General features: G+C 42.0%; 24 protein-coding genes. 22 read left to right on the top strand and 2 right to left on the bottom strand.

The window, feature by feature from the left end; all coding sequences use genetic code 11:
- The first annotated feature begins 31 nt into the window (after positions 1 to 31).
- Positions 32 to 1,576 carry a histidine ammonia-lyase gene (hutH, locus tag PW220_RS06440; RefSeq protein WP_248055089.1) on the top strand — a complete coding sequence of 515 codons (1,545 nt, stop codon included), beginning with the start codon at positions 32 to 34 and terminating at the stop codon, positions 1,574 to 1,576.
- Positions 1,577 to 1,700: 124 nt separating this feature from the next.
- Positions 1,701 to 2,696 carry a formimidoylglutamase gene (gene hutG, locus PW220_RS06435; protein ID WP_248055090.1) on the top strand — a complete coding sequence of 332 codons (996 nt, stop codon included), beginning with the start codon at positions 1,701 to 1,703 and terminating at the stop codon, positions 2,694 to 2,696.
- An 86-nt stretch (positions 2,697 to 2,782) separates the two neighbouring features.
- On the opposite strand, the gene PW220_RS06430 is transcribed toward hutG, so the two are convergent.
- On the bottom strand, positions 2,783 to 5,737 hold the full coding sequence (locus PW220_RS06430) for an ATP-binding protein (RefSeq protein WP_248055091.1): 2,955 nt from the start codon (positions 5,735 to 5,737) through the stop codon (positions 2,783 to 2,785).
- Positions 5,738 to 5,886: 149 nt separating this feature from the next.
- On the opposite strand from PW220_RS06430, the gene PW220_RS06425 reads away from it, so the two are divergent.
- From PW220_RS06425 to PW220_RS06330, 20 genes are all read left to right on the top strand, one after another.
- Positions 5,887 to 6,831 (top strand): competence protein CoiA, encoded by a 945-nt coding sequence (locus tag PW220_RS06425; protein WP_248055092.1) that lies wholly within the window; start codon positions 5,887 to 5,889, stop codon positions 6,829 to 6,831.
- Between the two features lie 40 nt (positions 6,832 to 6,871).
- A complete protein-coding gene (locus PW220_RS06420; protein ID WP_316716102.1) occupies positions 6,872 to 7,501 on the top strand; it encodes a hypothetical protein in 630 nt (209 codons plus the stop codon).
- A gap of 72 nt (positions 7,502 to 7,573) precedes the next feature.
- Positions 7,574 to 9,376: an oligoendopeptidase F gene (gene pepF / locus PW220_RS06415; RefSeq protein WP_248055094.1), complete on the top strand. Its 1,803-nt coding sequence runs from the start codon at positions 7,574 to 7,576 to the stop codon at positions 9,374 to 9,376.
- A 1-nt stretch (position 9,377) separates the two neighbouring features.
- On the top strand, positions 9,378 to 9,821 hold the full coding sequence (locus PW220_RS06410) for a hypothetical protein (RefSeq protein ID WP_248055095.1): 444 nt from the start codon (positions 9,378 to 9,380) through the stop codon (positions 9,819 to 9,821).
- Positions 9,822 to 9,846: 25 nt separating this feature from the next.
- On the top strand, positions 9,847 to 10,395 hold the full coding sequence (locus PW220_RS06405) for a DUF6630 family protein (protein WP_248055096.1): 549 nt from the start codon (positions 9,847 to 9,849) through the stop codon (positions 10,393 to 10,395).
- Between the two features lie 75 nt (positions 10,396 to 10,470).
- Positions 10,471 to 11,190, top strand: a complete 720-nt coding sequence (locus PW220_RS06400; RefSeq protein WP_248055097.1) for an O-methyltransferase — start codon at positions 10,471 to 10,473, stop codon at positions 11,188 to 11,190.
- Positions 11,191 to 11,252: 62 nt separating this feature from the next.
- Positions 11,253 to 12,260, top strand: a complete 1,008-nt coding sequence (prsA, locus tag PW220_RS06395; protein ID WP_105118027.1) for a peptidylprolyl isomerase PrsA — start codon at positions 11,253 to 11,255, stop codon at positions 12,258 to 12,260.
- A gap of 201 nt (positions 12,261 to 12,461) precedes the next feature.
- On the top strand, positions 12,462 to 12,947 hold the full coding sequence (locus PW220_RS06390) for an LURP-one-related/scramblase family protein (protein ID WP_248055098.1): 486 nt from the start codon (positions 12,462 to 12,464) through the stop codon (positions 12,945 to 12,947).
- A gap of 213 nt (positions 12,948 to 13,160) precedes the next feature.
- The gene (alaS, locus tag PW220_RS06385; protein ID WP_248055099.1) at positions 13,161 to 15,779 is read left to right on the top strand and encodes an alanine--tRNA ligase; all 2,619 of its coding nucleotides are present in this window, start codon (positions 13,161 to 13,163) and stop codon (positions 15,777 to 15,779) included.
- A 232-nt stretch (positions 15,780 to 16,011) separates the two neighbouring features.
- Positions 16,012 to 16,215, top strand: coding sequence for a hypothetical protein (locus PW220_RS06380; protein WP_044677494.1), 204 nt, complete (start codon positions 16,012 to 16,014; stop codon positions 16,213 to 16,215).
- Between the two features lie 29 nt (positions 16,216 to 16,244).
- The gene (locus tag PW220_RS06375) at positions 16,245 to 16,469 is read left to right on the top strand and encodes a hypothetical protein (RefSeq protein WP_105107547.1); all 225 of its coding nucleotides are present in this window, start codon (positions 16,245 to 16,247) and stop codon (positions 16,467 to 16,469) included.
- Entirely contained in the window at positions 16,453 to 16,644 is a 192-nt protein-coding gene (locus PW220_RS06370) for a hypothetical protein (RefSeq protein WP_105107546.1), read from the top strand. The genes PW220_RS06375 and PW220_RS06370 overlap by 17 nt, the downstream gene beginning before the upstream one ends.
- 165 nt (positions 16,645 to 16,809) lie before the next feature.
- Entirely contained in the window at positions 16,810 to 17,376 is a 567-nt protein-coding gene (locus tag PW220_RS06365) for a DUF3267 domain-containing protein (RefSeq protein WP_248055100.1), read from the top strand.
- Between the two features lie 12 nt (positions 17,377 to 17,388).
- Positions 17,389 to 17,604: a helix-turn-helix transcriptional regulator gene (locus tag PW220_RS06360; protein ID WP_248055101.1), complete on the top strand. Its 216-nt coding sequence runs from the start codon at positions 17,389 to 17,391 to the stop codon at positions 17,602 to 17,604.
- Positions 17,601 to 18,332 carry a DUF3169 family protein gene (locus tag PW220_RS06355; protein ID WP_248055102.1) on the top strand — a complete coding sequence of 244 codons (732 nt, stop codon included), beginning with the start codon at positions 17,601 to 17,603 and terminating at the stop codon, positions 18,330 to 18,332. The genes PW220_RS06360 and PW220_RS06355 overlap by 4 nt, the downstream gene beginning before the upstream one ends.
- 19 nt (positions 18,333 to 18,351) lie before the next feature.
- A complete protein-coding gene (locus tag PW220_RS06350; RefSeq protein WP_248055103.1) occupies positions 18,352 to 18,861 on the top strand; it encodes a DUF3278 domain-containing protein in 510 nt (169 codons plus the stop codon).
- Positions 18,862 to 18,881: 20 nt separating this feature from the next.
- Positions 18,882 to 19,085, top strand: coding sequence for a hypothetical protein (locus PW220_RS06345; RefSeq protein ID WP_248055104.1), 204 nt, complete (start codon positions 18,882 to 18,884; stop codon positions 19,083 to 19,085).
- Between the two features lie 101 nt (positions 19,086 to 19,186).
- Positions 19,187 to 19,876: a CPBP family intramembrane glutamic endopeptidase gene (locus tag PW220_RS06340; protein ID WP_248055105.1), complete on the top strand. Its 690-nt coding sequence runs from the start codon at positions 19,187 to 19,189 to the stop codon at positions 19,874 to 19,876.
- A 9-nt stretch (positions 19,877 to 19,885) separates the two neighbouring features.
- Complete coding sequence (locus tag PW220_RS06335) at positions 19,886 to 20,209, top strand: hypothetical protein (RefSeq protein ID WP_172028556.1); 324 nt, start codon at positions 19,886 to 19,888, stop codon at positions 20,207 to 20,209.
- Between the two features lie 13 nt (positions 20,210 to 20,222).
- Positions 20,223 to 20,897, top strand: a complete 675-nt coding sequence (locus tag PW220_RS06330; RefSeq protein WP_172091826.1) for a CPBP family intramembrane glutamic endopeptidase — start codon at positions 20,223 to 20,225, stop codon at positions 20,895 to 20,897.
- A 32-nt stretch (positions 20,898 to 20,929) separates the two neighbouring features.
- On the opposite strand, the gene nrdF is transcribed toward PW220_RS06330, so the two are convergent.
- Positions 20,930 to 21,889, bottom strand: a complete 960-nt coding sequence (nrdF, locus tag PW220_RS06325) for a class 1b ribonucleoside-diphosphate reductase subunit beta (RefSeq protein ID WP_248055106.1) — start codon at positions 21,887 to 21,889, stop codon at positions 20,930 to 20,932.
- Between the last annotated feature and the right edge of the window lie 508 nt (positions 21,890 to 22,397).

Raw genomic sequence — 22,397 nt, 5'->3', positions numbered from 1 at the left:
AACACTCCTGAAAAACGAAAGGATGAAAGTTATGACAAAACCACTTGTATTAGATGGAAAAAGTTTGACTTTAGAAGATGTTGTAGCTGTTGCCAGAGATGGTCAGCAGTGCTTGATTTCAGAAGAGGCTAAGGAAGATGTCCTGGCTTCGCGTAAAATTGTAGATGATATTGTCAGAGAAGAAAGGGTAGTCTACGGGGTAACTACTGGTTTTGGTTCCCTTTGTAAGGTAAGCATCCCTACGGAAGATACCATCCAACTGCAAGAAAATTTGATTCGCACCCATTCTAGCGGTTTTGGCAATCCCTTACCAGAGGATGTGGTTCGGGCTATTATGTTAATTCGGATCAACTCTCTGGTCAAAGGGTATTCAGGTATTCGCCTTGAAACCGTTGAAAAATTGCTGGAGATGTTGAACAAGGGGGTTCATCCATTTATTCCTGAAAAAGGCTCCTTGGGTGCATCAGGTGACCTTGCTCCACTTTCTCATATGGTTTTACCTATGCTAGGTTTGGGTAAAGCTTATTACAAGGGACAGTTGCTTTCAGGTAAGGAAGCGATGGAGCAAGCAGGTATCGACATTATTCACCTAGCAGCAAAAGAGGGCTTGGCCTTGATCAACGGCACAACAGTCTTGACGGCTATCGGTGTACTAGTGACCTACGATGCCATCCAGCTTTTGAAACTGTCAGATATTGCTGGAGCACTTTCACTGGAAGTTCATAATGGTATTACCAGTCCATTTGAAGAAGAATTGCATCTTATCCGTCCTCAAAGTGGTCAACTTGCGACGGCAAGAAATATTCGTCATCTCTTAGAAGACAGTGGTAACACGACAGTGGCGACCATTCAGCGCGTGCAGGATCCGTATACCTTACGCTGTATCCCACAAATTCATGGTGCTAGCAAGGATTCGATTGCCTATGTCAAGGAAAAAGTAGAGATTGAAATCAACTCTGTAACGGATAATCCCATCATTTGTAAGAATGGCCACGTTATTTCAGGTGGTAACTTCCACGGAGAACCGATGGCTCAGCCATTTGATTTATTGGGTATCGCGATTGCAGAAATCGGAAATGTGTCTGAACGCCGTGTCGAACGTTTGGTCAATAGCCAGCTCAGCAAATTGCCGTCCTTCTTGGTTAAACACCCTGGCTGTAATTCAGGCTTTATGATTACCCAATATGCCTGTGCAGCCCTAGTTTCCGAGAACAAGGTTCTTTCTCATCCAGCCAGTGTGGATTCTATTCCATCTTGTGAAAACCAAGAAGACTTTGTCAGCATGGGAACAATTGCAGCCCGTAAGGCAGGGGAAATACTGAAAAATGCTCGCCGTGTCCTTGCAACAGAAATCATGGCTGCTTGTCAAGCTCTGGATTTGAAAGGGAACAGTACTCAACTTGGTAAGGGAACCAAGCCAGCCTATACAGTCTTTAGACAGCAGGTTGACTTCATCGAAAATGACAAAGACATTGAAATCTACGATGAGCTCAATAAAGCTTCGCTTGTGATTGAAAGTCCGGAGTTCTTGGCTGCAGTGGAAGAGGCAGTTTCTCTGACTATCCAATATGAATAAGCCAGCCTGATCAGAATTTGACAGGAAGTAGTAAGATAGCTATACTAAATAGGAGGTCTTATCAAGGAACAAGACCTCCTATTCTGTCAGAGTTTTATGATGAAGACGATAACTAGGAGAAAACATGCTAAGTAACTATTATCCAACGACCTATTCCTACTATCAAAGAGGGGTTGATGATGATCTCTATACTGCCAAATGGGGCATGGTGATGGAATTTATCGATCTCAATGACCAAACACTTGAACGCTTAGAGGGCAAGCATTTTGGAATCATTGGATTTAAGAGTGATAAAGGTGTCTATATCAATCATGGACGTGTTGGAGCAGTAGAGGGGGCCAGTAGTATCCGAACCCAACTAGCCAAACTACCTTGGCATTTGGGCAACGAAGTCAAGATTTACGATGTGGGGGACATAGATGGGCCTAATTGCAGCTTGGCGGAATTACAGGACAGTCTGGCTGTAGCTGTTCAGCGTATGCTGGACTTGAACCTCTTTCCGATTGTCCTGGGTGGAGGACATGAAACGGCCTATGGACATTACAAGGGTTTGCAGGCTGGCTTAGAGCAGGAAGAGCCGATTGCTGTTATCAATTTCGACGCTCATTTTGACCTTCGTCCTTATGACCAAACAGGTCCAAATTCTGGTACTGGTTTTCGGCAGATTTATGATGATTGTAGGGCAAGGGGTTACGAATTTTCTTACTTAGCCTTAGGAATTCAAGAACACAATACCAATCTCTTTCTCTTTGACTTTGTTGCTAAATCAGCAGATATTTCCTTTTTAACCGGGCAAAATCTCTATGTAATGGGCTATGAAAAAATTTGCTCTTACCTGGATGAGTTTGTTCAGCGTCAGCAGGCTATCCATCTGACCATTGATATGGATTGTTTTTCAGTGGGATCTGCACCAGGTGTCAGCGCCATTCAGTCTCTTGGGATTGATCCAAACCTAGCCGTTCTACTCTTACAGTATTTAGCTGCTAGCGATAAAATTGTTGGTATCGATATTGTTGAAACCTCTCCACCTCATGATATTGACAACCATACGGCCAACTTAGCAGCAACGCTTATTTTCTATCTGACACGGATTTTGGTTCAAACACACGACAGAAAATAAAGACTTTTCCTAGGATAACTAGAAAAAAGGAAGGACCTATTCACTGATGGTCCTTCCTTTTTGGTTGTATTTGTAGTTGAACTTATTTAGTTTTCTTTCATGAAATTCTCCAAATCTTCCAGAAGTAAACGGTCGCGATAAGGGTTCAAGAATTGTTTGGCGATGTGGTAGTAGTGGCTCAAGTCCTCGTCTAATTTTTGAGCAAATGTAGCTTCTAGTAGGGGATTGTCCCTCATTTCATTCTTTAATTTTGCCATTAGGTAATAAATCATGCCCTTATCTCGTGGGTTAGAATAGCGAGAAATCAAGGCTTCCTTCCTGTCGAGCAGGTCATGAACTCCTGTGTAGTCTTGTTGCTGGCAACCTAGTAGTGCCAAGTAAAGCTTGAGTTGCACTTCTTTCCAAGGATAAATCTGTTGATTGACTTCTTGCATAGCCGCCTGGAAGATGGAATGAGCTTCTGCAAAATCTTGTAAATGGTAATAGGAAGTCCCCAAGCCGATATAAAAACCAAGAGTAGATGACTGGGGAGCCTGGCCTTGCACCAATTCGATAGCGTCTTTTTGCAGGTGGATGGCAGTCAGAAAATCTCTGCGAATCTGAGCCATCTCCGCCAAGTAATCTAGGGCAGCAGCAATCTGAATGGCGTATTTCTTCCGCATAGAAGCTGTCAGACTAAAGCAATCAATGGCTTCGTAGAGAAGACGACTAGCCTTCTCCTCATCCCCTAACATGAGATTAAAAAGTCCCTTAAAGCGTAGAAACATTCCGATGGCTTGGTGATCATTAGCCTCTATAGCAGTTTCCAGACCTAATTCAGCATAGTAGCCCAGGTCACTAATGTTTTCAATCTGGATGCAGTAATGGATAAACTGTCGATAGCCTTTCAATAGATAATCTTGTTCATGGAGGGCGTGGGCTCTGGCAATCACCTTACGGATACTGCCGACACCTTTCTGATAGTTTCCAGTCCGAATATGGTAACGACCTTCATAAAATTCAAATCGAACTTGAAGAAGCTGGAACTGACGCTGGTCGCCATAAAGCTTTTCGAGATGGGCCATGTTTTCCCGCACCTCAGCCAACTGTTCCTGGATCCAGAGCACATTCTCTTCTTCCTTGCCCCCACTTAGTTGGTCATTATTAGAGTCCAAAGGAAAAAGATCGTAGTGTGACTTGATTGCCAGATTTAAGTGTTGTAAACGATATTCCAGAGCCATTATAGGTTGCTTGGCAGCAGTAAAATGCCTTGCAATCTTTAGCAATAAGACGCTGTTGTTGGGTTGAAGTTGTAATTTTTGGATGAGATGAAAGGCAATTTGTTCATGCAAAATTCTTCTTTTTGATAGAGGTAGCTGATCGTAGAGAAATTCTCCTAAGACAGCTTGACGAAATTGCACTTCCAGTCGATCATCAACCTCTTTTTGCAGGATAAGGGATTTGCTGGTTAGCTGATCCACCAATACAGCCATTTCATGATGGCTTAGTCCCATTAAATCAGCCAATAAACCAACATCACTTCCAGCACTACAGGTCGAAAGGTAGTTGAGTAACTCCTCTTCTTTTGTATCAAGGGCATGGACCTGCAAAGCCATTTTTGACCGAATAGCTGCCGTTAGAGGATGGAATTCACGTCCCTCCCTGATTTGCTGGGCGTATTGGTCAAGGAGAAAGAGATTGCCTTGACTAAAATGATAAATCTGCTCTAAATCAGAAAGAGCATCCTGCTGGCTCAGTTCTTTTAAGAAGTCTTGACTGTCAGCGAGGGATAAATTTTTCAAACAAAGGTTTTCTGCAAGCTGATGGTTATACAGGTAATGCTCAAGATAATCCATTTCCTTATTTTGCCGTAAGTTTCTGGTGAATAGAAATGCTAGAGGAGCACGGCTAAGAGCATGAATACAGTCCAGCACTACTTGTAAACTCTCTTTATCCATCCAATGGGCATCCTCAATCAAGAACAGTAGAGCTTGTTTCTGACAAGTCTTTTCCAAACCATCAATCAAGTCTTCACGGTTCCTAGTTTCTTCCAAAGACAGTCTTGTATCCAATGTCTCTTGGAAAATCCATTGATAGTTATGACTTATCTTTCGCCAAATGGAGTATGGTTTGTAGAGGTCCTCTGGTAAACAGTTGATCTGAATGATAGAAAACCGTTGCCCCTGGTTAGCCAAGACCTGACGGACCAGGCTTCGTTTTCCCGAACCAACCTCACCGTGGAGGAAAAAGGCACGACTACCAGTTTCTAAGACAGAGACTAGGAAATGTTCGAGAGCATGAATTTCTTCAATTCTTCCAAAAAAATAGTCGGTTTTGGGAGCTAGCTGGGAGTCTTTTTTCTCTGCATGGTCCCTGACGACTTGATAATAGAGGTTTTTTATCGATTCACCAGGTCCGATTCCGAGCTCCTTATCCAATAGTTGTGCCAAGCGATGATAGGTTTCAATAATCTTTCGAGTCTGTCCTTCCTCCAAATAGAGTTTCATCAAGCTAAGATAATGCTCTTCATTAAATTCATCCATGCTAATCATCCGAAGGATGAGGTGCTCAGCTCCCTCTAGGTCAGACAAGCGCTCTTGTTTTTCCAGCAACTGCTGACAGGCTGTCAGATAGGTCTTTTCCAGTTGGGACTTGATTTTTTCTATCCAAAAGTCAAACTCCTGGCAATTCTTGATATAAAAATTTTCCAGAAACACACCCTTGAAGAGATGGAGCTGGTGCATAGGGTCTGACAAGAATAGTTGCACATCACAGGAAATAGCAATACGGGGATTGATAGCAAGCATGGACCTGCTGGGACTGACAATAGCTTCACATCCTAGCTCTCTGTTGGTCTGATAAATAGTATTACGTAAGTTTTTTCTAGCCTTCTCGGAATTCTTATCCCCCCACAAGAGTGTAGCTACCTCTTCACGACTAGCTTCACCTTTTAACATAAGATAATAGATCAGGGCACTGATCTTTGCGTAGGATGGTGTGATTTCCGCCTGATTGACTAAGATAGTCGGAGTTCCAAATAGCAAACAAGATAAACGCGTCATAAGTAAGCGCCTCCATTCGTTCTTGTATCTACTATAACAAAAAAATATAAGGGAAACAAATGATATATTATAATGTTTAGAAATGATTTCTACTGAAATAGAATGAGCATCTTGACTGCTTTTACGAATACATAGGATGAGGAGGAAATATGTTTATCGTAAAAAATAAAACCAATCACTTGTTCAATCTCCTAGAACTTCAGGATTTGAGAGATGAAGACTTTTATTGTCCCCAGTGTTCTAGTCCAGTCCGCTACCGTTCTGGTAAAATCCTGCGACCACACTTTGCCCATGTTAGTCGTAAAGAGTGCCCATTTTTTACGGAGAATGAATCTGCCCAGCACCTCTCCCTCAAATCAGAGCTTTACAGCTGGCTGGTGGAAAAGGAGCCGGTTGAGTTGGAAAAATACCTACCAGAGATTAACCAACTAGCAGATTTATTGGTCAATAATAGTCTAGCCTTAGAAGTCCAATGTTCCAGTCTGCCGATTTCTCGTTTGCAGGAACGGACGCAAGCCTATTGTAATGCTGGTTACCAGGTTCTCTGGTTGTTAGGCAAGGATTTGTGGCTCAAGGATAGGTTGACCAAATTGCATAAGCAGTTTCTCTCCTTTAGTATGAATATGGGTTTTCATCTCTGGGAATTGGATGACGAGAAGAAGGAGTTACGACTTCGCTACCTCATTCATGAAGACCTGCGTGGCAAGATCCACTGTCTAACGAAAGTCTTTCCTTTTGGTCAGGGAAAATTACTGGATATATTACGATTACCATTTGCCAAGCAAACCCTATCTAGCATGACTTGCCCAATGGATGAGGATTTGCCTCGCTACATTGCTCAACAGCTTTATTACAAATCCCCTAAATGGCTTGCCCTGCAAGCAGAGGCTTATGGACGTGGAGAAAATCTACTGACCAAGACAGCATTAGACTTCTATCCCCAAATCCGCCTGCCCCGCTCTGCCATTGGCTTTGCCCAGATCAAGCAAGACCTGACACCGATTTACCAGGCATTTGACCAGTTTTACGACAAAGTGGAAAATCAGAGAAAACAAGTCTTGTATCCACCTATAATTTATAGACGATATGTGTAAATAATGATATAATAAAAGAAAAGGTTTACAAGGAGGTCTTGTGATGAAACGGAGTCGAGTAACTATAATAAGTGCTTCTTTACTCTTATTGGCATGCCTATCAGCCTGTGCTGTAAAGTATAAGGAAGGACAAACCAGCACTGCCTCGAGTCAGCAAGTGCAAACAATCAATGAGGAAGAGGCACAGAAATTTACCTCCCAACATAGTCAGAAAGTAGCATCTAAAGAAGTAGGAGATGACGGAGGAACACTCATAGTCTTTGAAGATGGTACGGAATATCTTTACACTGATGAATATTATATGCTTTCCTACCAAAGTGGTTGTAAGGTAACCTATTTCGTCGAAAGCGGTGACTATACAGTAGCGACTGACGAATATGAAGGCGAAGAGAAGGCAAGTGAGGCTACTGGACAGATTGGACAGTATTTTGTAGCTAGTGGCTACTCTATCGCTTTTGCAAATGATGGAGATTTAACGATTGACCTACAAGGAAATTTTGTCCATCAGGCTAATAATCAGGAGATAAAAGGAAGTATCAAAGAGGCTGAAGGAAGCAGTTACGTTGACGGTTTGTTAAATAAATATGGTATCCCCAATCTTGCATTCTATGATAGCTTTGTCAAGGAAGCAGTAGCCGATGCCAAAACCTACTTTACTGGTAGTGAGTAAAGTGTAGGCCTCCACTTTCCGTTGGAAAGAGGGGCTTTTTTATGGTAGAATATGAGCTACGGAGGATACATTATGTCTAAACAACGTTATGAAATCGAAGAAAAATACCAGTGGGATTTGACCACAATTTTCCCAACAGATGAGGCTTGGGAAGCTGAGTTGGAGGCTATCCAGGTAGAAACAGACAAGGCCAAGGTTTTTGCAGGTCACTTGCTGGATTCTGCTAAGAGTCTCTTGGAGATTAGCGAAACCCAGCTTGGCCTTATGCGTCGACTTGAAAAACTCTATGTCTATGCGTCCATGAAAAATGACCAAGACACTCGTGAAGGGAAGTACCAGGAATTTCAAGCTAAAGCTCTGAGCATTTACTCAGTTTTTTCTCAGACTTTTGCTTTCTATGAGCCAGAATTTATGGCCATTACCGAAGAGCAGTTGGAAGCCTTTAAGGCAGAAGAGCCAGCCCTTGTTCAGTACAGCCACCAATTTGAAAAACTCTTGTCAGCCAAGGACCACATCTTGTCACAAGAAGTGGAAGAAGTCCTTGCAGCGACCAGCGAGATTTTTGAAGCACCATCTGAAACCTTCTCGGTATTGGATAATGCCAGCCTGCGTTTCCCAGAAATCGCAGATGAGGACGGTCACTTGGTACCACTTTCTCACGGCAACTACATCCACTTTATGGAATCCCAGAACCGTGAGGTGCGTCAAGAAGCCTACGAGGCTCTCTACGAAACCTACGAGCAATTCCAGCACACTTACGCCAAGACCCTTCAGTCTAACGTTAAGGTCAATAACCTGAAAGCTCGTTTACGCAAGTACGACTCTGCCCGCCACGCAGCCCTTTCAGCCAACTTCATCCCGGAGTCCGTATACGATACATTAGTGTCAGCAGTCAACAAGCACCTCCCGCTCTTGCACCGCTACATCAATTTGCGTAAGAAACTCTTGGGTATTGATGACCTTAAGATGTACGATATGTACACACCACTTTCTAGCACAGACACAAAGGTTACTTATGAGGAAGCCTTGGCGACCTGTGCGGATACCTTGAATATCTTTGGTGATGAGTACGCGGCTATTGTCAAAGAAGCCTTTGAAAACCGCTGGATTGATGTTCATGTAAACGAAGGAAAGCGTTCAGGAGCCTATTCAGGTGGTGCCTATGACACCAACGCCTTTATGCTCCTCAACTGGCAGGACAATTTGGACAATATGTACACCCTCATTCACGAAACAGGGCATTCGCTTCATTCTATGTTGACTCGTCAGAACCAGCCTTATGTCTATGGTCACTATTCGATTTTCTTGGCTGAGATTGCATCGACTACCAACGAAAATCTCCTGACAGAGAAGCTCTTGGCAGAAGTAGAAGACGACAAGACCCGTTTTGCTATTCTCAACCACTACCTAGACGGCTTCCGTGGAACGGTCTTCCGTCAAACCCAGTTTGCAGAGTTTGAGCAGGCTATTTACAAAGCAGACCAAGAAGGTCAGGTCTTGACAGCAGACTTCCTCAACCAGCTCTACGGGGAGCTTAATGAGAAGTATTACGGCTTGTCTGCGGAAGAAAATCCACACATTCAGTACGAATGGGCTCGTATTCCACATTTCTATTACAATTTCTATGTTTACCAATATGCAACTGGCTTTGCGGCAGCGTCTGCTTTGGCAGACAAGATTGTCAATGGTAGCCCAGAGGACAAGGAAAACTACCTCAACTACCTCAAGGCTGGTAGCTCTGATTATCCACTCAATGTCATCGCAAAAGCTGGTGTGGATATGACCAAGGAAGACTATCTCAACGATGCCTTCAAGGTCTTTGAAGCCCGCTTGACAGAGTTGGAAGCTCTTGTTGAGAAAGGAGTGCATCTCTAATATGATTTCCTACAAACGCTCGATTGTAATACCTATGGTTATTAGCACGGTATTTATATTGATTGGGATGGGCTTAATTTTTAAGCCAGAACCTGCAATTCTATCAGGATTGTGCTACATGCTGCTAGCTCTTCCTTCTGCCTTCTATGCTTTTTTGTGGCGGAAACAAGGGCAAGTCTTTGTCCTCAATCAGCAGTGTTTAGAGTATAAAAACAAACTTTGGGGAGATAGAATAAGCATTCCAGTTGCAGAAATTGGGAAAATTCACTATGAGATTGTCTACATTTACCGGGATATTTACTCAAAACGGATGCGTATTGTAGGAAGAACAGGAACTTTTTTAGCTGAGGTGAAAATTGATAATCTTTCGGGAGCTGATTTCAATGACATTTATCAATACCTCAACCCTTTTGCACCCCATATCATGTGGGAGTTTCCAAGTTAAAAAATAAAGATGAATAGGAGGCAGTATGCTGACAGAAGAAAATTTACAGGATATTTTTGAGATTGCAGACCTACTATCAAATGGTGATAGGGAATTATTTATCCAATTAAAAGAATGTGTCTTTGCTAGCGATCCCAACCATATTTTAGATTTGCTTGAAGGTATTTTTTCACCAGATGCTTTTGATGCATTCTTATGCCATGTCGGTGAGAATGAGAAGGATAATCTTTTGCTTATCTTACTGGCTCTCCTAGAACACAATCATTATATCTGTGTTCGGCCACGAAATGATTTTTTGTTGGATTTTGCCTCTGCATTTGATCGTTTGCAACAAGTACGAAGTGCAGGGATCTCACTAAAATTGGACTCTGCAGGCTTGAACCTATCAGGCACTATTCCAGACTGGGCTGCGGTAGTTGATGAAAAATATGCTAGTGAACAATTTTGTTTGGCTGCTGTCGAGATGAATGCAGACCAGTACCATCTGTTATTCGGTAAAGTAGCTACCATTAAACGTGTACAGAAACTCTTTGCTAATCTAGGCTATCATCTAGACTATGCAAAAAATATGTAAACAAAGGCAGGAGAAATCCTGTCTTTTAGTATATAAGAGAAGAAAATGTTGGTGACTTGTGTTATAATTGTCCCTATGGTTGAATCATATTCTAAAAACGCAAATCACAATATGCGCCGTCCTATTGTCAAGGAAGAAATTGTGGACTTTATGCGAACACGTCAGGCGCAAAATACAGGATTTTTAAAGGAATTAGAGGACTTTGCCCGTCAGGAAAATATTCCCGTCATCCCTCATGAAACAGTAGCTTATTTCCGTTTGCTCATGCAAACTCTACAGCCAGAGCGTATTTTGGAAATCGGAACGGCTATTGGATTTTCTGCTCTTTTGATGGCCGAGAATAGTCCGCATTCGCAGATTACTACCATCGACCGCAATGAAGAGATGATTGGTTTTGCCAAGGAAAATTTCGCCAAGTTCGATAGTCGCAAGCAAATTGAATTGTTAGAAGGTGAGGCGATGGATTTACTGCCGGATCTGCCTGATGATAGCTATGACTTTGTTTTTATGGACTCGGCCAAGTCCAAATATATCGTATTTTTACCAGAGGTCTTGAAAAAGGTCAAGGTCGGTGGCTTGGTTGTTTTGGATGATATTTTCCAAGGCGGTGATGTTGCTAAAGACATCATGGAAGTTCGCCGTGGTCAGCGAACGATTTACCGTGGCTTGCAACGCTTGTTTGATGCGACCCTGGATAATCCTGATTTAACAGCCAGTTTGATTTCCATGAGTGATGGTCTGCTCATGCTACGAAAAAATGTAGAGAATGTTGACCTAAAGCTTGCAGAAAATTAAGCCCTTTTTAAGATTTTATGGTATAATGAGAGGGTTAATGAAGAAAAGGAGAAATTTTCTAAATGATGAAATCTAAAAAAATTCTTACAGGTGCAGTGACGCTCCTTGCGGCAGTAACACTTGCAGCATGTTCAAGTACAGCTGACAAAGATATTATCACCATGAAAGGTAACACGATTTCAGTATCTGAATTCTATGAGAAAGTGAAGACGAATGCTAGCGCTCAACAAGTCTTGCTTTCAATGGTTATTGGTCATGTCTTTGAAGAGCAATATGGTGATAAAGTAACAGATGCAGAAGTGAATGAAGCCTATGACACAATGGCTGCTCAATATGGTGATTCATTTGCGACAGCACTTGCTTCAGCAGGTATGACTACTGAAAGCTACAAAGAGCAGATCCGTACCAACAAATTGGTAGAATATGCTGTCAAGCAAGCTGCCGAAGCGGAATTGACAGACGAGAACTATAAGGCTGCTTATGATGCCTACACTCCGGAAGTGACTGCCCGTATCATTAAACTTGATGATGAGACAAAAGCTACGGAAGTATTGGCAGCTGCTCAGGCTGAAGGTGCTGACTTCGCTCAGTTGGCTAAGGATAATTCAACAGATACTGCAACCAAGGAAAATGGTGGGGAAATCAAGTTTGATTCTACCTCAACAACCGTTCCATTGGAACTTCAATCTGCGATCTTTGCTTTAAATCCTGGCCAAGTAGGTGCCTCTGTTGTTGCCGTGACAGATCAGTCGACTTTTGCACCAAGTTACTACGTTATTAAACTAGAAGCTAAGACTGAAAAATCAGCTAACTGGGAAGATTACAAGGATAAGCTTAAGGAAATCATTTTAACTCAAAAACAAAACGATCCAACCTTGGTAGCAAATGTCTTGAAAGATGCCCTATCAAAAGCTAATGTTAAGATTAAAGATCCTGCCTTCCAAAACCTTCTTTCACAATACGTGACCACAGAGGATAGCAGCTCTTCAACGTCAGAAAGCTCAACAACAGAAAGCACTACAAGCGAAAGCTCATCAACTACAGAGTCATCAAGCTCTTCAGGTCAATAAGGACCAAAACTATTAAGAATAAATACTCGATCCCTTAGTCCAGAAAATTGGCGGTTGCTGCGAGCCATCTAAGCCGAGTATTTTGCTACTTAATGGAATACATCATTGAATATGAAATGAGAATGACAAGTCATTGAATGAAGGTGGTACCGCGGTTTTTCGCCCTTCGTTTGGTTTCTTGTCATTTTTTTGGAGGAAATCATGAAGCAATTTCAGGTCAAACAACGTTTTATCTTGGGTGGTGAAAAATTTGATATTCATGATAGTCATGGACAGCTTGCTTATCAGGTAGAGGGCACCTTCTTTGAAATTCCCAAGCGGTTTACGGTGACCAATGCCAGAGGTGGAGAAGTTTGTCGGATTACCAAGAAATTTTTGACCTTCCTACCCCAATTTACCATTGATATGGCGGACGGGCATTCTTTCTACTTGCAAAAAGAATATACCTTTTTAAAGGACCGCTATAGCGTGGAAAATCTAGGCTTGATCCTAGAAGGCAATATCTGGGATTTAGATTTTCAACTGAAAAAACCTGATGGTCAGCTAGTAGCTGAAATCTCCAAAGAACTCTTTCATCTGACTTCTCGTTACTCGGTAACGGTTTTAGAGGATGACTATGCAGACTTGGTCATTTCTTTAGTGGTCGCAATCGACTATGTCGAAATGATGGAAGATGCATCGAGTTAACCCTAACATAAAATTTTTTAAAAATGGTTTAGTTGGCTAGCTTGCTAGATTGAACCAGTCTAATAAAAACGAAAGGAAAGGGCATCGAGTTTATTGTGAAATGAACTCGGGCTAGGGACTTTGTCAAAAAGAGAAACACTTCCTAGACGCCAGCGTCCTCGTCAGGTTTCTATTTTGACGGTGTCCGCTAAACGCCCTTAGTATCTTATATTTATGAAACAATTATCATCAGCACAAATCCGCCAGATGTGGTTGGATTTCTGGAAATCAAAAGGCCACTCTGTTGAGCCTTCCGCAAACCTTGTACCTGTCAACGATCCGACACTTCTTTGGATCAACTCTGGTGTGGCAACACTTAAAAAATATTTTGATGGGTCTGTTATTCCTGAAAATCCACGGATTACAAACGCTCAAAAATCAATCCGTACCAACGATATTGAAAACGTTGGTAAGACAGCCCGTCACCACACCATGTTTGAAATGCTTGGGAACTTCTCTATCGGAGATTACTTCCGTGATGAAGCAATCGAGTGGGGCTTTGAACTTTTGACTAGTCCAGAATGGTTTGCCTTTCCAAAAGACAAGCTCTACATGACCTACTATCCAGACGATGTGGATTCTTACAACCGTTGGATTGCTCTTGGTGTTGAGCCAAGCCATCTCATTCCGCTTGAAGATAACTTCTGGGAAATCGGTGCAGGTCCTTCTGGTCCAGATACGGAAATTTTCTTTGACCGTGGCACAGACTTTGACCCTGAAAATATCGGTATTCGTTTGCTAGAAGAAGACATTGAAAACGACCGTTATATCGAGATTTGGAATATTGTATTGTCACAATTCAACGCAGATCCAGCGGTACCACGTTCTGAGTACAAGGAATTGCCAAACAAAAACATCGATACGGGCGCAGGTTTGGAGCGTTTGGCAGCTATTTTCCAAGGGGCTAAGACCAACTTTGAAACCGACCTCTTCTTGCCAATCATTCGTGAAGTAGAAAAGATTTCTGGTAAGACCTATGACCAAGATGGCGACAATATGAGCTTCAAGGTCATTGCAGACCACATCCGTGCTCTTTCATTTGCTATCGGTGATGGTGCTCTTCCAGGAAATGAAGGCCGTGGTTATGTCCTTCGTCGCTTGCTTCGTCGTGCGGTTATGCACGGTCGTCGCTTGGGTATCACAGAACCATTCCTCTACAAATTGGTGGAAACAGTTGGCAACATCATGGAAAGCTATTACCCAGAAGTGCTTGAAAAACGCGAGTTCATCGAGAAAATCGTCAAGCGTGAGGAAGAAACCTTTGCTCGTACCATTGACGCTGGTAGCGGTCACTTGGATCAATTATTGGCCCAGTTGAAAGCGGCTGGTAAGGACACGCTTGAAGGTCAAGACATCTTCAAACTCTATGATACCTATGGTTTCCCTGTGGAATTGACAGAAGAATTGGCAGAGGATGCAGGCTACAAGATTGACCACGAAGGCTTCAAGGCTGCCATGAAGGAGCAGCAGGACCGTGCGCGTGCGGCTGTTGTCAAAGGCGGTTCAATGGGTATGCAAAATGAAACCCTGGCAGGCATTACTGAAAGCTCAACCTTTGTCTATGGTCAAACTAGCCTAGATGCCAAGTTGGAAGTCATTATCGCCGACAATGAGCGGACAGAAGCGGTGTCAGAAGGTCAAGCTCTCCTTGTCTTTGACCAAACACCATTCTATGCTGAAATGGGTGGTCAGGTGGCAGACCGTGGTGTCATCAAAAACGCGACTGGTGATATTGTAGCGACTGTCATCGATGTGCAGAAAGCGCCAAATGGTCAACCATTGCACACAGTTGAACTGTCCGCAAGCATTTCACTTGGTCAAACTTACACACTTGAAATTGATACACATCGTCGTCGTGGTGTTGAGAAGAACCACACGGCAACTCACTTGCTCCATGCGGCTCTTCACAAGATCATTGGTGAACACGCAACTCAGGCTGGTTCCTTGAATGAGCAAGATTTCCTCCGCTTTGACTTTACTCACTTTGAGGCTGTTACTGCTGAAGAACTCCGGCGTATCGAAGAAGAAGTCAATGAGCAAATCTGGAATGCTATTCCAGTTGTGACAGTTGAGACCGATATTGACACAGCCAAGGAAATGGGTGCCATGGCTCTCTTCGGTGAAAAATATGGTAAAAATGTCCGTGTGGTAACCATCGGTGACTATTCTATTGAACTCTGTGGTGGTACCCATGTTGGTAACACTGCTGAAATCGGCATTTTCAAGATCTTGAAAGAAGAAGGTATCGGTTCAGGTACCCGCCGTATCATCGCGGTAACAGGTCGTGAAGCCTTCCTTGCCTACCGTGACCAAGAAGATGCGCTCAAAGAAGTAGCAGCGACCATCAAGTCACCACAAATCAAGGAAGTGCCAAACAAGGTCGCAAACCTTCAAGAACAAGTTCGTGACTTGCAAAAAGAAAATGCTAGCTTGAAAGAAAAAGCAGCAGCAGCGGCAGCAGGCGATGTCTTCAAAGATGTCAAAGAGACCAAGGGTGTTCGCTACATTGCCAGTCAAGTCCAAGTATCAGACGCAGTCGCCCTCCGTACCTTTGCGGATAACTGGAAGCAAAAAGACTACTCAGATGTCTTGGTGCTAGTAGCAGCCATCGGTGACAAGGTCAATGTCCTTGTAGCCAGCAAATCAAGCGATGTCCATGCAGGCAACCTCATCAAAGTCCTTGCTCCAATCGTAGCAGGTCGTGGTGGTGGTAAGCCAGATATGGCCATGGCCGGTGGTAGCGATGCTTCTGCTATCCAAACCCTCTTGAACAGCGTGGCTGACAATCTCTAATCGCTCACTAAACTCTTTTATCCTTTGGGTAGAAGAGTTTTTTTGTATCTTATTATAGTCATTCTGACCATCATTCGCTACATTTTGACAAATTTCATAAACTTTTTGACAAAAATTATTATTTTTTTGACAAAGATACTTGTCAAAAAGAAAAAGAAGTGTTACAATGATATCAAGATAAAGTGATGAAAACGAATTTATCAGGTAAATAAACAGAAAGTAGGAAATAAATATGAAAAAGATAAACAATAGTGACATCACACGTTTTGTACAACTTATGGCGATCATCTATCTAGTTTTTGTCCTACTGGCTGACATTATGAAGTGGCAGCAGTTGGATAATACCCATGTCGTTCTTGCCATTTGCACTATCGCAGTGACAGATGAGCGCTTGTGGAAACTAGCTGGCAGAAAAGAGCAGAAGGAAGAAGATTAAAATTAGTCGAGAGTAAGTGGTGGAAAGTTATGAAAAACAATAACAATAAAAAAGGAATTTTGATTACAGGAACAAGCGTTGTGCGAGGAGTGCAGGTTCTAGTTGCACTATATTTGATTTATAGTTTAGTTAAAAACATCGTATTTGGTCGGGAGATAGATACCATGATACTCTTGATGATGATGAATTCTCTCCTTCTTTTAGAAGTCACTCTCAGCAGAGAAAAGGAGAAGAAAAATGAACAAGACAGTTAAAAATGGAATGAAAGTGTTGGTACTTTTCCTAAGCTTATTCTTGATCAATATTCTGGTCTTTAAAGTTCTAAATCTGCTAGGCTTTGAGATGAGTTTGACTGGGTTAAGTTATCTATTTCCTCCTTTGTTGGCGACACTAGTGTTAGCTCTGCAATTTAACAAAAAGAAAAAATAATAACAAAATCTAAGTAAAGACAGGAGAAACCTTATGAAACGACACATTTCATCTGATATGGCAGCAATTATTATTGCAGGCGCAAGTATTATTGGCTTACTGATTGGAGTTGCTCTAGGACTATATAGTTTAGTCTAGCTTGTAGGCGAATGAAGGAGAAGAAAGATGGAAGCGAAAAAGAAATTATATGAAGTCAATATCATGGAAAATAAGAAATTTGTCTGGGGATTGAATATTCTTGCGATTGTTCTAGTCTTCCCATTTGCTCTGCTATTTGGTAAGTTAGCGTTTTCCTTGCTGGCTAATGTAGATCAAAATTTGCCACTTACCTTACCAGAGTTATGGCTAGCAACAGTTCTATTTCCTGTTTTGATAGTTGTACATGAAGCTATTCATGGATTATTTTTCAAGATTTTTTGTCCTGAAAATCCTGTTAAGTTTGGTTTTAAATGGAAATCGGGTATGGCCTATGCGACCAGTCCAGGTTCGCTCTATAATCGGATGCAAATGCTAGTAATCAGCTTGGCTCCCTTTGTTGTGATTAGTTTGGGCTTGACCATGGTAGCAGTTTTTTGGAGGATGGATGTATCTCTTTATCTGATATTGGCTACTATACATGCAGCGGCTTGTGCAGGCGATTTCTACTATACCTATCTTTTATTGGTTAAGTTTGCCGAGGGAAATATAGCTGTCGAAGACACAGAAACAGGCTTGATTATCTACCAAGCCTAGAAAGGAAATATCATGGAATATGTCTTAAAAAATCGGCTCAAGGAGTTGCGGGCACGGGATAGCCTCAACCAGACTGAGTTGGCAAAATTAGCAGAAGTATCACGGCAGACCATTAGCTTGATTGAGCGGGGCGAATATACGCCCTCGGTGGTCATTGCCATGCGAATTGCACAGATTTTTAACGAAAATGTAGAGATTGTTTTTCAATTAGTGGAGGTAGAAGAATGAAACAGGGGAAACAATTAACGACAGGCAAGCGAATTATCTTTTTCATCTTAGTCAGCTTAGTGCTAGAAGTAGCTCTATTTGTAGCAGGCTTCTTCATGGGCTATTTTGAGGCAATGGGATATGATATCAATACACTTTTGTTCGTAACAAGAACATTTATGGTTGCAAGTTTCATTGGATTTGCCTACCTTATGTACAAGAGTTTTACGACCTTCAAGCGTTATCAAGAAAGTGAAGAAGATGATGATGTTCTTGATCAGCTCTACAAGACAACCTTTCGAAGTTTAGAATACGGTACGATTCTCTACAATATTTTTGGAGGTTTGGTTTTGGCAAATATGATACTAGGTGCTAATATTTCAGCGGATTATTATACAATCGAACTCTTTGATATTGCAGCTTTTATCGTTCTTCTTCCTGCTCAGATTGGAATCTTCAAGGTGACACAGGTAGTTCGTCAATACAAATTGTCAGCCTTTCCTACACCAAGCGAAATTAAAGATTATATTTATGCACTAGATGAGGGTGAACGACAAGCTAATTTTGAACAAAGTTATCTAATTGTTCACAACTTGAACCAATGGGTCTTACCACTTTTATACGTTTTGATTATGGTGGTAACGCAAATTACCCAGACACAACAGCTGTTGGCACTCTTGATTGTTGCTTTTCTTCACATTTACATCAATATTCTCAATGTACAAATGATACGGAAATATTTTAAATAGACAAATAGAGGTAATAGCAATGAAAAAGGAAAATCTACACATTCGAGCAATTCGTTATTTCTATGATATCGTTGGTGAGTTAGACGAGGTGTCTTATGCGGCCTTGACCAATTTCGGCAACAATATGTATATGCTTTTTATAACAGTGACACTGGTCAGCTTTCTAGTTAGCTTTGCGCTGGGAGAAGATGTCATGGGAATTAGCCTCTTCTTGACACTGGTTTATTCTCAATTCAAACAGGACGCCATTATCAAACAGTTGGGTCTGGATAAATTGCTCGTTGCCAAGGCTGATGTGAAATTGGCTCGGAAGAAAATGATGAAACGAACTCTGTTTCAAACCCTACAGATTGCCGTCTACAGTCTGCTAGTTAGTATTGGTCTCTGGCAGTCACATATTCCACAGGAAAGCGGGACATCTGCAGCCGAGTATTTCCAGTTTGTCGCTCCTATGACAGTTGTCCTGATGACCTTTATAGGATTTGTTAGCTTCTATTTCGCCAATCGTAAGAAAATTCAATTCATCTAATGCAAATGGAGGAATGAACAATGAAAGTCTTTAAGAAAATCTATCTTGCTTTGTTAATCGGTCTTGGTCTCTACGCAGTTGGCTATATTTTTGGAGAGTGGCTGGCTAGTGGGCAGATTGATTTGTCAAATCTGAACATCCTCTTGCCGATGGTTTTGGGCTTGCCAGCTCTGCTGTCGTCATTTAGTTTCTCTTTTATTACTTCGTTAACTCGCCTTGCCTAACTCTAGTTATGCCTGCGGCTCGTTGCCTAGTACTAAAAGGAAACTAAAAGACTTTATCTTTTAACAAACGAAAAATAATTGTTTATATTAAGGAGATTGCTATGAATAGACTTGGAAGTGTCAAAGATTGGAATGTGGTGAAGAATTGGAAGTTTCTCTTAGTGGGACTGGCTATCGTTGCACTAAACGTGGTAGCCCAGTTGGCGATTTTCGCCTTACCAAATTTTGACGGTCATAATCTACTGCTTGCTGTAGCTATCTTGTTGGTTGCAGTGGTGCTTGGACTTATAGTGACGGGCAAATTAGGCTTATGGAAAAGTGAGCAGAAGTGGGGAGTTTTCACGAATATTGGCTTTGTCACCCTTGCTTTTATCGTTATGTTTGGTCTGAAAATGATTGGTGGGCAACTGATTGCGCTGGAAGAAGGGTATAGCAAAATACCATCCAACCAAGAAATGATCAACAACTCTGATATGCCGACCGTGCTCCTGTTTCTCTTTGCGGTACTTTTTGCCCCAGTTCTGGAGGAATTGATTTGTCGTGGTATTCTGATGGGCAAGGTCTTCGGTAGGCAGTCGGTGGTCGGTCTGCTTCTGTCTAGCTTTCTATTTGGTCTTGTACATAGTCCGACCAATATCGGTTCTTGGGTTATCTACGGAGGTATGGGTCTGGTTTTAGGTCTAGTCTATCGTATTTCAGGTAACTATTCCAATGCACTCATCTTACACAGTCTCAATAATCTTCTCGGATTTTTGCTCATGCTAGTCATGAAAAGCCTGGGTTTGATTTAGGAGGTAAAAATGGAACTATTTTTATGGATAGCCTTTGCTTATTTATTGTTCACTTACCTGTCAGATAGGAAAAAGGTGAAGCAGTTGCAAAGCAAGGTGAACAAACTACAAAAAGGTCTAAAAGGAGAAAATCAGATGTCTGTTTTATTAAAAGAATTGGTCGGAAGTAAAGCCAAAATCCGTTTCGATGAGGAACTTATGACCATTTACGAATACAGCATTTTAGCTGTGGATGAGGATTGGGTTAAAATTTCCCGTGAATTAGCGACAGGAGAGATGGAAACCAAATTGGTTCGGGTCGATAATATTGTTGATGTGACTGTTTTAGAATAAGGAGGAATACATAATGAAGAAATTTTTTAAACATTCTGGTTTATTATTAGCCTATTACATTGCCTATCAATTCGGTGCCCAGTTCCTCCAGTTACCATGGGCTACTGAGCAGGTAGAGGGTATTCCAGCTAGTGCTGCAGAGGGTTTGTATTGGTTTGGACTGATTGTGGGTCTGCCCTTGTTAATTGGTTTTTCCTACCTTCTTTGGAAAGTCTTGTACCCAAGAAAAACAATGCAGCTGACGCTAGATAAGCCTTGGCTGAAGCATATGGCCTATCCACTGTTGGCCTATCTTGCATTCTTCATTCTCCAGTTTCTAGTACCCGTTCCTGAATCGGACAATCAGAAAAATGCAGTTGCCTTTATCCAGTCTGCACCTATTCACTCCTTTTTCCTGGTAGTCATTTTTGCAGGTATCTTTGAAGAATTGATTTTCCGTGGTTTCATGGCAACCTATTTCTTCCCTAAATTATCGGATGTCAAATCTGTGGTGCTCTATGGTCTAGTTTCAGGAACCCTCTTTAGTTTTGTGCATGGTCCAGCAACCCTACCACAATTTTTGATTTACTTTACAATGGGGATAACTTTTGCCTGGCTCTATTTGGTGAAGCAAGACATTCGCTACCCAATGGCTCTACATATGCTTAACAACGGCATTTCTTATTTGATGATTGTATTTTTAGCATAATAAAAGCAGCTCAGATGAACTGCTTTTTTTGATTATAAACCGTAGAGGTAATCATCATCCTGCATAGCTTCCACTTCACCAAGAAGATAGCCGTTACCGACTTGGGAGAAGAAGTCGTGGTTAGATGTACCAGTTGAAATACCGTTCATGATGATTGGGTTGACATCATCCGCTGAGTCAGGGAAGAGTGGGTCCTGTCCCAAGTTCATGAGGGCCTTATTGGCATTGTAACGAAGGAAGGTCAAGACTTCCTCAGTCCATCCAACTGCATCATAGAGGGAGCGTGTGTAGCCCTCTTCGTTTTCGTAGAGTTGGTAGAGGAGGTCATACATCCAGTCGCGAAGCTTATCTTGTTCTTCCTCGGACAATTCATTGAAACCAAGTTGGAACTTGTAACCGATGTAGGTACCGTGCACAGACTCGTCACGGATAATCAGCTTGATAATTTCCGCAACGTTGGCCAGCTTGTTGTTACCAAGATAGTAGAGTGGCGTAAAGAAACCAGAGTAGAAGAGGAAGGTTTCTAGGAAAACGCTGGCTACTTTCTTTTCAAGTGGAGTACCGTTTTCGTAGATTTCGTTGATAATCTTTGCCTTGCGTTGCAAGTATTCGTTGCTGTTGGTCCATTCAAAGATGTCTTCAATCTCAGACTTGGTGTTCAAGGTTGAGAAGATAGAAGAGTAAGACTTGGCGTGAACAGACTCCATGAATTGAATGTTGTTGTAAACAGCTTCTTCATGCGGTGTCCGAATGTCATTGCGAAGAGCTTGGACACCTGTTTCAGATTGAAGGGTATCCAAGAGGGTCAATCCACCAAAGACCTTACCAACCAGGTCTTTTTCTTCAGCAGTCAGTTTGCGCCAGTCATCCAAGTCGTTTGATAGGGGGATACGCGTATCAAGCCAGAATTGCTCTGTCAACTTTTCCCAAGTTGACTTGTCAATCACATCCTCAATGGCATTCCAGTTAATGGCTTTGTAGTAGGTTTCCATATTTCTCTCTTTCTTTTCTAGAAATATCTACACTATTGTATCATATTTTTTGCTAAAAAACGCCCCAAGGACGTTCATTAGATTGCTTTGTTCGCAAGTAGCGTAATTTGTCGTAAGCTAGCTAGCTAGCTAATCTGCAAATAGCAGTTAGCCTAGATTAGCTAGTTGATTGATCAACAGCTAAACCCTTGCAAGTTACGACCTGAGAAAAGTCGTTCGAACTTAACGACTTTTCGAGGTACAGTCTTTTAGTTTACTTTTAGTACTAGGCAACGAGCTGCAGGCATAACTGGAGTTAGGCAAGGCGAGTTAACGAAGTAATAAAAGAAAAACCAAATGACGATAGTAAGCCACTTAGGTAGTGACGAGATGGTCAGTACCGTTCATTCATTAGGTGCTTTAGCATTAGTGTCTTACGACACGCAGAAACTGAAGACGATATTTCTTCAGTTTCGGAGTTAGTGAGGTAGCTAGCTAATCCGCTCATAGCGGTTGGCTTAGATTAGAT

This window comes from Streptococcus sp. 29892, assembly GCF_032594935.1.
GTDB lineage: Bacteria > Bacillota > Bacilli > Lactobacillales > Streptococcaceae > Streptococcus > Streptococcus hyiners.
This window is presented reverse-complemented; position numbering and strand designations above follow the sequence as displayed.

Excerpts from the sequence above, each read along its gene's own strand:
- hutH (WP_248055089.1), top strand. The coding sequence starts at position 32 with ATGACAAAACCACTTGTATTAGATGGAAAAAGTTTGACTTTAGAAGAT.
- hutG (WP_248055090.1), top strand. The coding sequence starts at position 1,701 with ATGCTAAGTAACTATTATCCAACGACCTATTCCTACTATCAAAGAGGG.
- PW220_RS06430 (WP_248055091.1), bottom strand. The coding sequence starts at position 5,737 with ATGACGCGTTTATCTTGTTTGCTATTTGGAACTCCGACTATCTTAGTC.
- PW220_RS06425 (WP_248055092.1), top strand. The coding sequence starts at position 5,887 with ATGTTTATCGTAAAAAATAAAACCAATCACTTGTTCAATCTCCTAGAA.
- pepF (WP_248055094.1), top strand. The coding sequence starts at position 7,574 with ATGTCTAAACAACGTTATGAAATCGAAGAAAAATACCAGTGGGATTTG.
- PW220_RS06410 (WP_248055095.1), top strand. The coding sequence starts at position 9,378 with ATGATTTCCTACAAACGCTCGATTGTAATACCTATGGTTATTAGCACG.
- PW220_RS06405 (WP_248055096.1), top strand. The coding sequence starts at position 9,847 with ATGCTGACAGAAGAAAATTTACAGGATATTTTTGAGATTGCAGACCTA.
- PW220_RS06400 (WP_248055097.1), top strand. The coding sequence starts at position 10,471 with ATGGTTGAATCATATTCTAAAAACGCAAATCACAATATGCGCCGTCCT.
- prsA (WP_105118027.1), top strand. The coding sequence starts at position 11,253 with ATGATGAAATCTAAAAAAATTCTTACAGGTGCAGTGACGCTCCTTGCG.
- PW220_RS06390 (WP_248055098.1), top strand. The coding sequence starts at position 12,462 with ATGAAGCAATTTCAGGTCAAACAACGTTTTATCTTGGGTGGTGAAAAA.
- alaS (WP_248055099.1), top strand. The coding sequence starts at position 13,161 with ATGAAACAATTATCATCAGCACAAATCCGCCAGATGTGGTTGGATTTC.
- PW220_RS06380 (WP_044677494.1), top strand. The coding sequence starts at position 16,012 with ATGAAAAAGATAAACAATAGTGACATCACACGTTTTGTACAACTTATG.
- PW220_RS06375 (WP_105107547.1), top strand. The coding sequence starts at position 16,245 with ATGAAAAACAATAACAATAAAAAAGGAATTTTGATTACAGGAACAAGC.
- PW220_RS06370 (WP_105107546.1), top strand. The coding sequence starts at position 16,453 with ATGAACAAGACAGTTAAAAATGGAATGAAAGTGTTGGTACTTTTCCTA.
- PW220_RS06365 (WP_248055100.1), top strand. The coding sequence starts at position 16,810 with ATGGAAGCGAAAAAGAAATTATATGAAGTCAATATCATGGAAAATAAG.
- PW220_RS06360 (WP_248055101.1), top strand. The coding sequence starts at position 17,389 with ATGGAATATGTCTTAAAAAATCGGCTCAAGGAGTTGCGGGCACGGGAT.
- PW220_RS06355 (WP_248055102.1), top strand. The coding sequence starts at position 17,601 with ATGAAACAGGGGAAACAATTAACGACAGGCAAGCGAATTATCTTTTTC.
- PW220_RS06350 (WP_248055103.1), top strand. The coding sequence starts at position 18,352 with ATGAAAAAGGAAAATCTACACATTCGAGCAATTCGTTATTTCTATGAT.
- PW220_RS06345 (WP_248055104.1), top strand. The coding sequence starts at position 18,882 with ATGAAAGTCTTTAAGAAAATCTATCTTGCTTTGTTAATCGGTCTTGGT.
- PW220_RS06340 (WP_248055105.1), top strand. The coding sequence starts at position 19,187 with ATGAATAGACTTGGAAGTGTCAAAGATTGGAATGTGGTGAAGAATTGG.
- PW220_RS06335 (WP_172028556.1), top strand. The coding sequence starts at position 19,886 with ATGGAACTATTTTTATGGATAGCCTTTGCTTATTTATTGTTCACTTAC.
- PW220_RS06330 (WP_172091826.1), top strand. The coding sequence starts at position 20,223 with ATGAAGAAATTTTTTAAACATTCTGGTTTATTATTAGCCTATTACATT.
- nrdF (WP_248055106.1), bottom strand. The coding sequence starts at position 21,889 with ATGGAAACCTACTACAAAGCCATTAACTGGAATGCCATTGAGGATGTG.